The 14,886-nt window shown below is 68.2% G+C and carries 12 protein-coding genes; 6 read left to right on the top strand and 6 right to left on the bottom strand.

Annotated features, from left to right (window positions below):
• Positions 1–100 precede the first annotated feature (100 nt).
• Entirely contained in the window at positions 101–949 is an 849-nt protein-coding gene (gene rsmA, locus ABGB08_RS36640; RefSeq protein WP_347600311.1) for a 16S rRNA (adenine(1518)-N(6)/adenine(1519)-N(6))-dimethyltransferase RsmA, read from the top strand.
• Here the strand turns inward: rsmA and ABGB08_RS36635 are convergent.
• Together ABGB08_RS36635 and ABGB08_RS36630 are read right to left on the bottom strand one after the other, a co-directional pair.
• The gene (locus ABGB08_RS36635) at positions 939–2,138 is read right to left on the bottom strand and encodes an FG-GAP repeat protein (protein ID WP_347600308.1); all 1,200 of its coding nucleotides are present in this window, start codon (positions 2,136–2,138) and stop codon (positions 939–941) included. The genes rsmA and ABGB08_RS36635 overlap by 11 nt on opposite strands.
• 191 nt (positions 2,139–2,329) lie before the next feature.
• The gene (locus ABGB08_RS36630) at positions 2,330–3,673 is read right to left on the bottom strand and encodes a serine/threonine-protein kinase (protein WP_347600305.1); all 1,344 of its coding nucleotides are present in this window, start codon (positions 3,671–3,673) and stop codon (positions 2,330–2,332) included.
• Between the two features lie 112 nt (positions 3,674–3,785).
• Here ABGB08_RS36630 and ABGB08_RS36625 point away from each other — a divergent pair, with 112 nt between their 5' ends.
• Positions 3,786–4,685, top strand: coding sequence for a 4-(cytidine 5'-diphospho)-2-C-methyl-D-erythritol kinase (locus ABGB08_RS36625; protein WP_347600302.1), 900 nt, complete (start codon positions 3,786–3,788; stop codon positions 4,683–4,685).
• A gap of 16 nt (positions 4,686–4,701) precedes the next feature.
• Positions 4,702–6,492, top strand: a complete 1,791-nt coding sequence (locus tag ABGB08_RS36620; protein WP_347600299.1) for an ABC-F family ATP-binding cassette domain-containing protein — start codon at positions 4,702–4,704, stop codon at positions 6,490–6,492.
• A gap of 113 nt (positions 6,493–6,605) precedes the next feature.
• Here ABGB08_RS36620 and ABGB08_RS36615 read toward each other — a convergent pair whose 3' ends face one another.
• Positions 6,606–8,117, bottom strand: coding sequence for a hypothetical protein (locus ABGB08_RS36615; RefSeq protein WP_347600296.1), 1,512 nt, complete (start codon positions 8,115–8,117; stop codon positions 6,606–6,608).
• A gap of 326 nt (positions 8,118–8,443) precedes the next feature.
• Positions 8,444–8,956, bottom strand: a complete 513-nt coding sequence (locus ABGB08_RS36610) for a MarR family transcriptional regulator (RefSeq protein WP_347600293.1) — start codon at positions 8,954–8,956, stop codon at positions 8,444–8,446.
• Between the two features lie 86 nt (positions 8,957–9,042).
• Here ABGB08_RS36610 and ABGB08_RS36605 point away from each other — a divergent pair, with 86 nt between their 5' ends.
• The 3 genes from ABGB08_RS36605 (at position 9,043) to ABGB08_RS36595 (ending at position 11,759) form a co-directional block, all read left to right on the top strand.
• A complete protein-coding gene (locus ABGB08_RS36605) occupies positions 9,043–9,795 on the top strand; it encodes a trans-aconitate 2-methyltransferase (protein WP_347600290.1) in 753 nt (250 codons plus the stop codon).
• Positions 9,796–9,893: 98 nt separating this feature from the next.
• Positions 9,894–10,241 (top strand): VOC family protein, encoded by a 348-nt coding sequence (locus ABGB08_RS36600; RefSeq protein WP_347600287.1) that lies wholly within the window; start codon positions 9,894–9,896, stop codon positions 10,239–10,241.
• 69 nt (positions 10,242–10,310) lie between these two features.
• Positions 10,311–11,759, top strand: coding sequence for a CYTH and CHAD domain-containing protein (locus ABGB08_RS36595; RefSeq protein ID WP_347600284.1), 1,449 nt, complete (start codon positions 10,311–10,313; stop codon positions 11,757–11,759).
• A 65-nt stretch (positions 11,760–11,824) separates the two neighbouring features.
• Here the strand turns inward: ABGB08_RS36595 and ABGB08_RS36590 are convergent, their stop codons facing one another.
• On the bottom strand, positions 11,825–12,676 hold the full coding sequence (locus ABGB08_RS36590) for an NUDIX hydrolase (RefSeq protein WP_347600281.1): 852 nt from the start codon (positions 12,674–12,676) through the stop codon (positions 11,825–11,827).
• A complete protein-coding gene (locus ABGB08_RS36585) occupies positions 12,673–14,775 on the bottom strand; it encodes an RNA degradosome polyphosphate kinase (protein ID WP_347600278.1) in 2,103 nt (700 codons plus the stop codon). Before ABGB08_RS36585 ends, ABGB08_RS36590 begins: the two co-directional genes overlap by 4 nt.
• Positions 14,776–14,886: the final 111 nt, after the last annotated feature.

Below are 14,886 nucleotides of genomic sequence, written 5' to 3'. Positions count from 1 at the left end.
CCCTTCGTACATGGGGTGTTCGACGCCGAGTCCAGCTTGGATGTTTCGTACCGGGGGGCAACAGGTAATTCGGCACGCTCGCATGCCCGACACTGGAGCCATGAGTTTGCTCGGGCCCGTCGAAGTGCGCACGCTGGCGGAGAAATTGAACATCCGTCCGACGAAGAAGCTCGGGCAGAACTTCGTCATCGACGGCGGGACGGTTCGCAAGATCGTCCGGGTGGCGGGGGTGACGCCGGAGGATGTGGTGATCGAGATCGGTCCCGGTCTCGGCTCGCTGACGCTGGCGCTGCTGGGTGAGGTCGCGCGGGTGGTGGCGGTGGAGATCGATCCGGTGCTGGCGGCGCAGCTTCCCGTGACGGTGGCGGAGATGGCGCCCGAGCACGCGGATCGCCTCTCGGTGGTGGCCGCCGACGCGCTCCGGATCAATCTGGACGATCTGCCCGCCGTGCCGACCGCGCTGGTGGCGAACCTGCCCTACAACGTGTCGGTTCCGGTCGTGCTGCACCTGCTGGAGATCCTGCCGTCCCTGCGGCGCGGCCTGGTCATGGTCCAGGCGGAGGTCGCCGACCGGCTGGCCGCCCCGCCCGGCTCCAAGATCTACGGTGTGCCGTCCGTGAAGGCCGCCTGGTATGCGGAGGTTCGCCGGGCCGGCCCGGTCGGCAGGAACGTGTTCTGGCCCGCCCCGAACGTCGACTCCGGCCTGGTCTCCCTGGTCCGCCGCGACCCGCCGCCGACCTCCGCCACCCGCGAGCAGGTTTTCGCCGTCGTGGACGCCGCTTTCGCCCAGCGCCGCAAAACCCTCCGCGCCGCCCTCGCCTCCTGGGCCGGTACGGCGTCCGCCGCCGAACACGCCCTCACCGAGGCGGGAATCAACCCCTCAGAACGCGGCGAACAGCTGAGCGTGCTCGATTTCGCCAAAATCGCGGAACACGGCCCTATCCGGTGACGGCAGCCCCGAACTCCAGCGCCTCCCCGTCCGGAAAGATCAGTTGAGGCTCGCCCCCTCCGGGCGAAACCACGGCAACCGCACCGGTCGTCCCCCGATCCGGTACGCCCACGAGCGCGAACCCGTCCCCCGTCCGCGCCAGGCTCCACCCGAAATGGTCGTACAGCTGACCGTCCGCCAACCGGATGATCCGGCTGACCCCCCTGGTCGAATCAATCGGAATCGCTTGTACGGCTCCGCATTCCAGCCGCCGGATCTCGCTCTGCCCCGGAACCCCGGCCAGCAGATCCGCCCCCACGAACGCGAGCGCATAGCCGAACATATCCCCCGGCTCCGGCAAGTCCCCGATCCCGATCGACCCTTCGTGCAGGCTCCTGATCAGGCGCGGATCCCCTGACGTGGACTCGAAAAGCAACGCCAGACCGGAATCCCGCGCCCCTCCCACGTCCGCGTGCGGCGCTCCGATGGCGAGATAGCCCTTCCCGGCGTGTGTACCGTACGCCAGCGAATGCCCGAAATGATCGCCGGACCGGGATTGCGTCCCGGAGTCCACCAAGGACAGATCCCAGCCCACCCCGCGATAGGTCCACGGCTTGGTCGCCACGTCGTACACGACCGTGACCGCCCCCGTGTCGATCTGCCCGACCTCTTCCCGGTCCTCAAACGGCGCACCAACCGCCAAATCCACATCCCCCGGGTTCCCGCCAAGCCGCGCGAACGCGAGCGACCACCCGAACATGTCCCCCGGCTGCGCCGCCCCCGGCACCCCCGGGGTGTTCTGTGTGATCCGCTGCGGTTCTCGCGGTTTACGCCCATCGAACCGGAACACGTACGCCGCCCCGGAATCGGCGACCTCATCCGCATCCTCATGCGGCGCCCCCACGGCCACGGTCCCCGATGCGATCGCCAGCGACCACCCGAAATGCGCATTGGCCCGCGGCGCGGGAACCTTCAACTCCAGCCGCGACCTCGTGCTCGTTTTCCCACCCCAGAAGACGTAGGCGACCCCCGCCCCCGGCACCGTGCTCCCATCCGACAGCACCGACGCGAACGGATTGGAGACCACCGCATCCAGGCACTCGTCCCCGTCCAGATGCCCCGCCTTGGCCGCCCACCCCGCCCGAAGCTCCAACGGCACCGCCCGGCCATTCAACATCGGCCCCAGCAACACATACGCCTGCCCCTGCACCCCACTCCCCGGGGAAGCCGGGTCGGTAACGATCGCATCGTTAACCCCATCTCCATCAAAATCAGCCGTCCCCGCACCCTCACAAGCATCAGCAGGCGGTGCCCCAGCCCCAACCAACCCCGCCACCAACCCACCGGCTACCAACAAAACCGCCGCTTTCCGCAGCCTCCACCCAGGTAATGGCCAGGTCTTCACAGGCGGACCTCGATTTCGTTGCCGCCCGCCATCGGTGATCCGGTCAGGATGGCGGGGACGTTGCCTTCGGGGAGCGTGTACTGGGCGGTTACGGAGAGGCTGTCGCCCGGCATGAGTTGATCGGGTGGGCGCGCGCTGGTTGTCGTGTGGGTGAGCCCCTGGTCGTCGATGAGCTGGGGGTAGGCGCCGAGCGGGGCGGTGGCGCCGCCCATGTTGATCAGGAGCCAGGTCACCGCGCAGTTTTTGCCGCCGGTGGGGGCCGGGAGGCAATGCGGGCGCTGGACGATCATGTGGACGTCGCGGACGACGACGCGGCGGCCGATGTCGTTGGCGCGGGCCTGCTCGCGGCTCCCGGAGGGCGTACCGTCACGGAAGCCGAGGTACAGACCCGCGGCGGTGAGGACCACGAGGCCGGCTAAGACGGCGAAGGGCCACTTGCGGCGTTTGCGGGCGGGTGGCTGGATGTTCTCCGGGGGGTCCCAGGCCAGGACTTCGGTGCTGGGGTCGTCGCGTCCGCCGACGAGGGCGAGCAGGAGTTCCTGGGCGGAGGGGCGGTGCCGGGGTTCCTTGTGGAGGGCGCGGCGGACGAGGTGGTCGAGGGGGGCGGGGAGGCCGTCCAGGTCGGGTTCGGATTCTAGGACGCGGTGGGCGAGGACCATGGGGTCGCCTTCGCCGAAGGGGTGGCGGGCGTTGCCCGCGTAGCCGACCAGGCAGCCCCAGGTGAAGATGTCGACGGCGGGGGTGACCACCCGGCCCTGCAGCTGTTCCGGCGCCCACCAGCCGGGGGATCCGACGACTTCGCCGGTCTCGGTGTGGCCGTGGGTGGCGTCGACCGCGCGCGCGATACCGAAGTCGATCACCCGGGGGCCGGACATGGACAGGATCACATTGGCCGGTTTCAGATCCCGGTGCACCAGTCCCGCCGCGTGGATGGCGGTCAGCGCGGCGGCCACGCCGAAGGCGACCCCGTGTAAGGTGCCCGCCTCCAGCGCGCCGAAGCTCGCGATCTGCCGGTCCAGCGGGGTGCCCGGGATGAACTCGGTGACCATGTAAGGCCGCCCGTCCTCGGTCGTGCCCTGGTCCAGCACCAGCGCCGTGCAGAACGAGGCCACCCGCTGCGCGTGCTCCACCTCGGTCTTGAAGCGCTGGCTGAAGTCCTCGTCCACCGCGTACTGCCGTTTGACGACCTTGACGGCGACCTGGCGCTCCCCGTCCACGCCAAGGTAGACGGTGCCCATGCCGCCCGTACCGAGCCGCCCAAGCAGCTGATATGGCCCGATTCGCGCCGGATCGCCCGCGGAAAGCGGCGCGCTGATGGCCGAGTTGACGTCGATGTGCACTCCCCGTGAACCGCGCGTTGCCGCAACCGTACCGTTCTATGTACGGCTTTCGCCCCAATTTGTGGTGATCGTTTGTCGGGTGTAGGAGCAGGTCAGGCTAGGCTCGGATGCCGTGACGTCATCTGTGACCGTCCGTGTCCCGGGCAAAGTCAATCTTCAGCTCTCCGTGGGCCCGCTGCGTGACGACGGCTACCACGACTTGGTGAACGTGTTCCACGCCGTGTCGCTGTTCGACGAGGTGACCGCGGTGGAGGCGGAGACGCTGACGGTCCGGGTGGAGGGCGACCCGGCCGGCCTGGTGCCGCTGGACGGCGACAATCTCGCGATCCGGGCCGCCCGCGCGCTCGCCGCCCGCGCCGGCCGGCCGTACGGCGCGGAGCTGGTCATCCGCAAGTCCATCCCGGTGGCGGGCGGCATGGCCGGCGGCAGCGCCGACGCGGCGGCGGCCCTGGTGGCCTGCGACCGGCTCTGGGGCCTTGGCCTGACCCAGCGGGACCTGCTGGACATCGCCGCCGATCTGGGAAGCGATGTGCCGTTCGCCCTGCTCGGCGGCACCGCCGTCGGCACCGGGCGGGGCGAGATGCTCACGCCGCTTCCGGTCCGGGGCACCTTCTTCTGGGTCTTCGCCCTCGCCGACGGCGGCCTTGCCACTCCCCAGGTGTACGGCGAGTGCGACCGCCTCCGCGAAGCCGCCGGGGAACGCGCGTGCTGGCCCGCGCTGAGCGACCAACTCGCCGCCGCGCTCCGCGACGGCGACGCGCCCGGGCTGGGGAAATCCCTGGTCAACGACCTGCAACCAGCCGCGATCATGCTCCGCCGCAGCCTGGCCAGGACCCTTCAGGTCGGCCGGGATCGCGGCGCGCTCGGCGCGCTGGTCTCCGGCTCCGGCCCGACCTGCGCGTTCCTCGCCGAGTCGGCCGAGCACGCGCTCGACCTGTCGGTGGCGCTGAAGAGCGCCTGCCGCGCCGTGGTGAGCGGCTACGGACCGGTCCCCGGAGCCGTGGTCGTCTAGATAGGCTTACCAGGCGATGAATCTGGTCAATCTTGAATCCGTCTCCCACGCCTACGGTCCCAAACCTCTGCTCGCGAACGTCTCGCTCGGCGTCGAGGAAGGCGACCGCATCGGCGTCGTCGGCCGCAACGGCGGCGGCAAGACCACGCTGATCTCGATCATCGCGGGGGAGTTGAAGCCGGCCGGCGGGCGGGTCACCCACACCCGCAACCTGCACGTCGGCGTGCTCTCCCAGCGGGACGACTTCGCCGCCGACGCCACGGTCCAGGAACTCGTCCTGGGCGGCAGAGCCGAGCACGAATGGGCGGGCGACGCCGCGATCCGGGAGATCCTGGCGAACCTGCTCGGCGACATCGAGCTGTCCGCGCGGGCCGGCGCCCTGTCCGGCGGCGAGCGGCGCAGGACCGCGCTGGCCCGGCTGCTGATCGGCGCCGACGACCTGATCGTGCTCGACGAGCCCACCAACCACCTGGACATCGAGGCCATCGCCTGGCTGGCCGGCCACCTGGCGGCCCGCCGGTCGGCGCTGATCGTGGTCACCCACGACCGCTGGTTCCTGGACGCGGTCTCCACCAGAACCTGGGAGGTCGTGGACGGCTCCGTCGAGCGATATGACGGCGGCTACGCGGCGTACGTGCTGGCCAAGGCCGAGCGCGCGCGGGTCGCGCAGGCCACCGAGGACCGGCGGCAGAACCTGATGCGCAAGGAGATCGCCTGGCTGCGGCGCGGCCCGCCCGCGCGCACCTCCAAGCCCAAGTTCCGGATCAACGCCGCCGAAGCCCTGATCGCCGACGTGCCACCGGCCCGCGAGACCGTCGAACTGCTCAAGTTCGCCTCCGCCCGCCTCGGCAAGACGGTGTACGACCTGGAGGACGTGACCCTGCACGCGGGCGGCCCCGACACCGGACCCCTGGTCCTCGACCACTGCACCTGGCAGTTCGGCCCGGGCGACAGGATCGGCCTCATCGGCGTCAACGGTTCGGGCAAATCCACCGTGCTCCGCCTGCTCTCCGGGTCGGTACGGCCCGACACCGGCCGCCTGGTCGAGGGACGAACCGTCAAACTCGCCCACCTCTCCCAGGAACTCACCGAACTCGACCCCACCCGTCGCGTCCTGGAGACGGTCGAGGAGATCCGCAAGTACATCACCGTCGGCAAGAAGGAATGGTCGGCCTCGCAGCTGCTGGAGCGCCTCGGGTTCAAGGGCGACGCGCAGTGGAAGGTGATCGGCGACCTGTCCGGCGGTGAACGCCGCCGCCTCCAGCTCCTGAGGCTGATCATGGACGAGCCCAACGTGCTCCTCCTGGACGAGCCCACCAACGACTTGGACATCGAGACCCTGACCGAACTGGAAGACCTGCTCGACGGCTGGCCGGGCACCCTGGTCGTGGTCAGCCACGACCGCTACTTCCTGGAGCGCGTCTCGGACCGCACGGTGGCCCTGCTCGGCGACGGCAAACTGTCGATGTTGCCCGGCGGCGTCGACGAATACCTGGACCGCCGCGCGACCGGCAACGCCCTGTCGGCCCGCGCGGCGACAGCCGTACCCGCGCTGGTGGTCGAGACCCCGATCACGGTCGGCCTGTCCGCCAAAGAGCAGCGGGAACTCCAGAAGGAGCTGTCGCGGCTGGAACGGCAACTGGACAAGCTCTCCGAACGCGAAGGCAAAGTGCACGCCCAGATGGCCGAGGCGGCCAGCGACTTCGAACGCCTCGGCAAACTCGACGCCGAACTCCGCGAGATCGCCGCCCTCAAGGAGAGCACCGAAGTCGACTGGCTGAACGTGGCCGACCGCCTGGGTGAATAACCGAGAAGGCGAATAACCGAGAAAGGGCCCGGCCGAGAACGGCCGGGCCCTTCGTTTCCCGTGCTCAGGCGAACCGGGGCACCTCCGGTTCTCCCGCGTCGCTCCTGGTGCTACTAGACGATCTTGCCGGACCAGAGGTTCTTGGCCACGCTGTAGACGCCGTAGGTCTCACCGTCGAAGTACGGCGAGACGCTGGTGTCGTAACGGTTGTTCTTGTCGGTGTCGGAGACGCCGATGGTCACACCGTTCAGGTAGCCAAGACGACGGGCGCTCTTGTAGTTCAGCAGCCACGACGAGCCGAGTGCGCCCTCGCCGGTGAAGCTGGACTTGATGCCGATGAGCTCTTCGGCCTTGATGGACGAGGCCGAAGCGGCGAACGTCTTGCCGTACGCCCACTTGAGGGTCTTGCCGGTGAAGGCGTAGTTGCCGTCCGGGTGGGAACCGCTCGGGTAGCCGAACACGAAGACCGGCTTGCCGATCTTCTGGTTGTAGGCGAGGCCCTGGCCGCCGACGTTGTCACCGAGGCGACCGACGTCCTTGAGGCCGATGGAGAAGACCTTGCCGAGGACCTTGTAGTCCAGGTCGTAGTTCACCCAGAAGGCGCGAGAGTAGTACTTCCAGTCGCTGCCGACCTTCTTCGACCAGTACAGGGTCTTCTTGTCCGGGCTGAAGTACCAGCTGCCGTCGGCCTGGGTGCCTTCCGGCTCACGGAACTTGTCGCGGCTGATCTCTTCGTCCCAGTAGCCGGTGCCTTCGGCCGCCGACTCCGAGGTCTCCCAAGGCGCGATCGACGGGTTGAACTTCTTGAACGCGTCCCAGGTGACCCCGACTTCCTTCTTCGACCCGGGCGTGTACAGCGGCTTGACGTGGTCGTAGTCGATGAACTCTTCGACCTTCAGCCAGGACCACGCGGTGGTCTTGTCCGCAGCGAGCGCGGCCTTCTTGTCCTCGGCCTCGGCCTTGGTCTCGTGCGTGCTCTCGTAGTCCTTGTCGAAGCTCGCCGACGTCGGGATGACGCCGTTGTACACGGTGACGAACGCGTAGTCGCGGTCGCCGTCCTCGTACACGTCGAAGTCGTAGTGCGTGAAGCCCTGCTTGCCGACGTAGATGCCCCAAGGGGTCTTGCCCTGGTAGTAACCGGGGACGAAGATCCACTTGTCGAGGGTGGCCTTGTTGCCCGCCGTGTCGTACACGCAGCTGCCGGCCGTGGCCACCAGGTTGCGGTACTGCGCCTGGATCGAGGTGCCGGTGCACCAGTGCGGCTGGTGGTCGGCGCCGATGAAGAACACCTTGCCCGAGGTCTTGGGCAGGTTGACGTTCTTCGACTTGCTGCTGCTCTTCTTCTCGTCGCCGATCGCGGGGACGACGCCGGGCTTGCTGTCCGCGGCGGGACCACCGGTCGAGACGTGCTTGGCGACGACCTTCGTCTCCACGTCGTAGGGCGTGGCGCCGATCAGGTTGGCCTTGGCCTCCCCGTACCAGAACGCCGCGACCTCGCGTGCCGCGAGGTTGGTGTTGGCCAGGATGACCGATGGAACCTCGTCGGCCGCCTGAGCGGGAGCGGAGACAAGAGCGGAGGCCAGCAGGCCCGCGCTGATGCCGCCCACAACGAATGTGCGCTTCATGGTGTAACCCCAGGTCTGTCGTGGGACGTCACTTGCGCCCCATGCGTCAGTAAAGGAACAGCTATGAAGCTATAAGACGATCTACCGTTGCGAAAGTTAAACATCTTGTTACCCGAGCTTGGCGACATCGCCGATACACCACGTACCTGAGGGAAACCTGGGAATGGAAGGGTCGTTTCCCCTGCTGGTAGGGGCTTCCCAAAATGATCACACCAGGACCGGTCCAGAAGTGGTGTGACATAAATCACATAACCCAAATGAAACCAACAGGCACTATTGTCACGTCTTACTCGGGTTTCGCCTGCCACCCGGCAGGCAGTGAGCCCCTACGCTCCGCTGTCGGAAGCGTCAAAAGGGACAAGAAGCGTGCGCAGCAGGCCCGACAGGGCCTGCTGCTCATGCTCGCCGAGGGCCGCCAGGAGCTCCTGCTCCCGGCGGAGTAGCCCGGTGAAGGCCGCGTCGACCCGTTCGAGCCCGCTGGGGGTGAGCCGGACGAGCACGCCGCGCCGGTCGTCGGGGTCGGGGTGACGGGTCACCAGCCCGGTCGCGGCCAGCCGGTCGATCCGGTTGGTCATGGTGCCCGAGGTGACCAGGGTGGCGCGCAGCAGCGCGCCGGGGCTCAGCTCATACGGCTCGCCGGACCGGCGCAGCGCGGTGAGCACGTCGAACTCCCAGGATTCGAGGCCGTGCTCGGCGAAGCTGGCCCGCCTGGCCCGCTCGAGATGGCGGCTCAGCCGCGACACCCGGCTCAGCACCTGCAGCGGGCTGACGTCCAGATCGGGACGCTCCTGCTTCCACGCCGCAACCAGCCGGTCCACTTCATCCTCGGCCTGCCTCATGGACACCAAGTCTATCTCTCTTGACGTCGAGACATCTATCACGATATCAAGTATCTTGACGTCGAGATAAATGGAAGGATGCCCTCATGTGGAACCCCAGCCTGTACGGCCGGTACGCCGACGAGCGGGCCCGCCCGTTCTTCGAGCTGGTCGGCCGGATCGGCGCGGAGAACCCCCGGACGGTCGTCGACCTGGGCTGCGGCACCGGCGAGCTCACCGTGCAACTGGCCCAGCGCTGGCCGGACGCCGACCTGTCCGGCGTGGACTCGTCCCCGGAAATGCTCTCCAAAGCCCCGCCCGGGGCTCAGTTCGAGGTGCGGGACGCACGGGCCTGGAAGCCCGCTGAACCGGTTGATGTGATCGTGTCCAACGCGCTGCTGCAGTGGATCCCGGAACACCGCGAGCTGATCAGACGCTGGATGGCCGAGGACCTGGCCCCGGGCGGCTGGCTGGCCTTCCAGGTGCCGGGCAACTTCGACTTTCCCAGCCATGTCCTGATCCGCGACCTCTGCCAGCGCGCGGCCTGGCGGGACGAGCTCGGTGACCTGGTCAGACACGCGCCGGTGGGGGATCCCGGCGAGTATCTCGACCTGCTCGGGGGCGACGGGGTGGACGCCTGGGAGACGACCTACCAGCACGTGCTCCAGGGGGAGGACGCCGTGCTCACCTGGGTCAGGGCGACCGCGCTCCGCCCGATGCTGGGGCGGCTCACGCCGGACCGTCAGGACGAATTCCTGGCCGAGGCGGGCCGGCTGCTGGGTGAGGCGTATCCGCGCCGCCCCTACGGCACCCCGTTCCCGTTCCGGCGGATCTTCGTCGTGGCCCGGAAAGAGTCCTAAATGATCCAGGTGGTCGGCCGCGAGCGACCCGAGTTGCGGGCCTTCTATGGAGGCGTGATCGAAGTGGATCTTCGTTGTGGCTCGAAGGAAGTTTATAGGTGATCGTGGGAATCCATCATGTCCAGTTGGCCGCGCCCGCCGGGAGCGAACCCGAGTTGCGGGCCTTCTACGTGGGCGTGCTCGGCATGACCGAAGTCGAGAAGCCTCCCGAGCTGGCCAAACGCGGCGGGGCCTGGTTCCGCGGGCAGGGCGTCGAGCTGCATCTGGGCATCGAGGCGGATTTCAGGCCCGCCCGCAAGGCGCATCCCGCGCTGCTGGTCACTGATCTGGACGATTTGCTGGCCCGGCTGCCGGATGCCGTACCCGATGATCTGCTGCCGGGGTATCGCCGGTGCCATGTGCACGACCCCGTGGGGAATCGAATCGAGCTCTTGCAGATGCCTTGAGCGATTTGTTTACCTTCGGGTGGCATTATGGCCGCACATAAGCGGCCAACTGTTCACTGCGAGGTGCTAGTGCCGATCGAGATCGAAGACAAGTTCGACGTTCCCGCCGAGTTCGAGATTCCGGACCTGAGTGATCTCAAGGGCGCCGCGGAGGCCGTGGGCCCTCGCACCTTCTCGCTGGTCGCCATCTACTTCGACACGCCTGACCTGCGGCTGGCCGCGCGCGGCATCACGCTGCGGCGCAGGCGCGGCGGCGACGACTCGGGCTGGCACCTCAAGCTCCCCAAGAGCAAGGGCGTGCGCGAGGAGGTCACCCACCCGCTGACCCGCAGCACCAAGGTCGTGCCCCCGGAGCTGGCCGAACTCGTGCTCGTCTACAGCCGCGGCAAGGACCTGGTCCCGGTCGCCCAGCTGGACACCAAACGCGGCGTCACCCGGCTCCTGGACGAGCACGGCGACATCCTCATCGAGATCGCCGACGACCGGGTCAAGGGCACGGTCTTCGGCGAGCCGCCGGCCGTGACGCGCTGGCAGGAAGTCGAGGCCGAGCTGGTCAAAGGCGACGAGACCATCCTGCGCCGGGTCGGCAAACGGCTCCGCAAGGCGGGCGCCGTCCCGGCCGAGTCGGCCAACAAGCTCGGCCGCCTGCTCGGCGACGCCGTCTCCGCCCCGCCGCCCCCGCCTCCGGCGGGCACGGCCGGCGCGGTCGTCGCGACCTACTTCCGCACCCAGGTCGAGGCGCTGATCGCCCACGACGGTCCGGTACGGCGAGCCGAAGACGACGCCGTGCACCAGGCCAGAGTCGCCTGCCGCCGCATGCGCAGCGCGCTCAGGGCGTTCAAGTCGCTGGTCGAGGACACCGAGAAACTCCAGGAGGAGCTGCGCTGGCTGGGCGAGGTGCTCGGCGAGGTACGCGACCTGGAAGTCATCAGGGCCAGGTTCGCCGGGCACCTGGACACCCTGGACGACGCCATGATCGTCGGCCCGGTCCGCGAGCGCCTCGGCTCCGACCTGCAGGCCAAGGAGGACGCCGCCTACGCGCGCGTCCGGGAGGTCATGAGCGACGAGCGTTACTTCGCGCTGCTGGACGCGCTCGACGCGCCGCTTCCGCTGACCAAGAAGGCGGCCAAGCCCGCCGAGGGCACCCTCGAGAAGATCGCCGAGAAGGAGTGGCAGCGGGTCGAGGGCCGCTACGCCGCCGCCCAGGCCATCGAGGACAATGCCGAGCGCGAGATCGCCATGCACGACGTACGGAAGGCGGCCAAACGGGCGCGGTACACGGCCGAGGCGCTCGGCATGACCCAGGCCGCCAAGCGCGCTGAGTCGGTTCAGGAAGTGCTCGGCCTACACCAGGACGGTGTCGTCGCCCAGCAGACCCTCGCCGCAGAAGCGGACCGCGCCCGCGAAGCAGGCGAGGACACCTTCACCTACGGCGTGCTCGTCGGAATGGAACACGAAACCGCCGAACGCGCTCACCGCAAGTTCCCCAGCGTCTGGGCCAAGGTCACGGCTCAGTAGCCCCAACGGGCAATCGCCGCACCGTTAGTCGTATGTCGCGGCCAAGCCCGCCGATCCGGAGGATGTTACGTGGCGTAACGTTCCACGCTTACGAGGTGGTCGCCGCTGTGGTGGACGACCGCGAAGGCGCCCTTGCGGAGATGGGTGTCGCCGCAGCGGTGGTCGCAGATGGCGTCGAGCAGGTCGGGGACGACCTTGCCATGCGTGCACACGACCGCGCGTTCGTCCAGTTTCTGGACCAGGCGGAGGGTTTCGCGTGGGTCGTAGTGGTTCTCCGTGAGCAGCTTCTCCTTGCGCACGGGGAGGCCGGTTTTCGTCGCGTATGGCTTGAGGGTCTGGACGCACCGCTTGCTCGGGGAGCTGACCAGGGCGGTCGGCGCGTACGCGACGAGGGCGGTGGCCAGGGTTTCGGCCTGGGCCAGGCCGGCTTGGTCGAGGGGGCGGCGGTCGTCGTCGCCTTTCCAGTCCTGGCGGGAACCGGCTTGAGCATGCCGTACCAGGATCAACGGGGTGGTGCGGAGGGGGGCGGCGGTGAGGGCGCGGAGCAGGCCCGCGTCCCATTCGTAGGTGAGGCGGCGGCGGGCGGCGTCCAGGCTGAGCCAGGCGACCTGGTCGACCTCCTCGACGGCTTCCAGGTCGCCGATGGCGACGGCCTGGGCGGTCCAGTAGTCCACCCGTTTCAGGCGGCCGTCCTTCAGGTAGTGCACGGGGGGCAGCGAACGGCCGAGGACGACCTGCAGGCCGGTCTCCTCGGCCACCTCGCGGAGCGCTCCGGCGATCACGTGCTCGCCGGGTTTCAGCTTGCCCTTGGGGAAGGACCAGTCGTCATACCGGGGGCGGTGGACCACCGCGACCTCCGGGTTCCGCTCGTCTCCGCGCCAGATCACGGCACCGGAGGCGCGTACCAGATCGGTCATTCGCTGTCGTCCACCGTGCGCCACCGGCGGGTGCCGATGAGGTGGTGCTGCAGGTCGGTTCCGCCTTGGTGTCTTTGCCAGAGTCCGTCCGCGTTGAGCCACCATGAGTCCGTCCCATCGGAGAAGGCCCGATCGAGCAGGTCCGCGATGTACGTGCGATGTTGTGTTCCGGTCACCTTGACCAGGGCTTCCACTCGGCGATCCAGGTTCCGGCGCATCAGGTCGGCGCTGCCGATCCAGTATTCCGGGCGCCTGCCCAGGCCGAACTCGAACACCCGGGAGTGCTCGAGGAAGCGGCCGAGCACGCTTCTGACCCGGATCGTCTCCGACAAACCTGGCACGCCCGGCCGGAGCGTGCAGATGCCGCGCACCCAGAGGTCGATCGGGACTCCCGCCCGCGAGGCTCGATAGAGCGCGTCGATGATGGGTTCGTCGACCAGCGAGTTCGTCTTGATGCGGATCTTGGCCGGGCGTCCGGCGGTCTGGTGGGCGATCTCCCGGTCGATCCGGCCCAGCACGCCCTGGCGCATCGAGTGCGGGGCGACCAGCAGGCGGCGGTAGGCCGAATGGTTGGAGTAGCCGGTGAGATGGATGAACAGGTCGGTGACGTCCTCGCCCATCAGCGGGTCGGCGGTCAGCAGGCCGAAGTCCTCGTACATGCGGGCGGTCTTCGGGTTGTAGTTGCCGGTGCCGATGTGACAGTAACGGCGCAGCTCGCCGCTCGGCTCCTGGCGGACGACCAGGGCCAGCTTGCAGTGCGTCTTCAGGCCGAGCACGCCGTAGACGACGTGGCAGCCGGCGCGTTCGAGCTTGCGCGCCCAGGAGATGTTGGCGTGCTCGTCGAACCTGGCCTTGATCTCGACGACGACCACGACCTGCTTGCCCGCTTCGGCGGCGTCGATCAGGGCGTCCACGATGGGGGAGTCGCCGCTGGTGCGGTACAGGGTCTGCTTGATCGCGAGTACGTCCGGGTCGGCGGCGGCCTGCTCGATGAAACGCTGCACGCTGGTGGAGAAGGAGTCGTACGGGTGGTGCAGCAGGATGTCGCGCTCGCGGAGCAGGGCGAAGATGTCGTCGTCGGCGTGTACGGCTTCGGCTGGGACGAACGGGCGGTAGCTCAGGTCGCCGCGGTTCTGGGCCGGGCCGATGTCGGCGATGGCGTGCAGGCCGGACAGGTCCAGCGGGCCAGGCAGCCGGTAGATCTCGTGTTCGGCGACGCCGAGCTCCTCGACCAGGAGTTCCAGGACCTCGTCGGTGATCGTGTCCTCGACTTCGAGGCGGACCGGAGGGCCGAAACGGCGGCGCAGGAGCTCGCGTTCGAGGGCCTGCATGAGGTTCTCGGTGACGTCCTCGTCGACGTCCAGGTCCTCGTTCCTGGTGACGCGGAAGACGTGGTGCTGGATGATCTCCATGCCCTTGAAGAGCTGGCCCAGGTGGGCGGCGATGACGTTTTCCAGGGGGACGAAACGGTCTCTGGAGGCGGTGACGAAGCGGGGCAGCTGGCTGGGAACCTTGACGCGGGCGAAGACGGTGTTGCCCGTTGAAGGGTTCCGGACGGTGACCGCGAGGTTGAGCGAAAGTCCGGAAATATAGGGAAATGGGTGGGCGGGGTCGACGGCGAGCGGCGTCAGCACCGGCCGGATCCGCTCCCGGAACAGCTTGCGCATCGCGGTGCGCTCATCCCGGCCCAGATCATCCCACCGGACGATCTCGATGCCCTCGGCCGCCAGATCCGGCCCCACCAGCTTGTGGAAGCAGGCGTCATGCCGCCGCGCCAGCCCATCCGCGATCCCCGCGATCCTGGCCAGCTCCTCCCGCGGCTTCAGCCCGCTCTTGGTCCGCAACAGCAGGCCGGTGGCCATCCGCCGTTTCAGCCCCGCGACCCGCACCCGGAAGAACTCGTCGAGATTACTCGCGAAGATCGCCAGAAACCGCACCCGCTCCAACAGCGGCGTCCGCGGATCCTCAGCCAGCTCAAGCACCCGTTCATTGAACTGAAGCCAGCTCTCCTCCCGGTTGAGAAACCGATCAGGAGGTAGCGGCCGATCCCCAGGGTTGTGGTCTTCCTGCTTCGAAGCGACAGAGATTTCGGCGGACATGTCCTAAATATGCCCGAACTTGTTGAACGGAACGTTAACTGACACCTGAAATCTCGGCGTGTCTCGCTCAGACAGGACGATCTGTGGGGGAACTACGGCGATGGCGGGGGC

It is taken from the genome of Acrocarpospora sp. B8E8 (genome assembly GCF_039871605.1).
GTDB classification, from domain to species: Bacteria; Actinomycetota; Actinomycetes; order Streptosporangiales; family Streptosporangiaceae; genus Acrocarpospora; species Acrocarpospora macrocephala.
The sequence above is the reverse complement of the archived record's forward strand: the minus strand, read 5'-3'. Positions and strand labels throughout refer to the sequence as shown.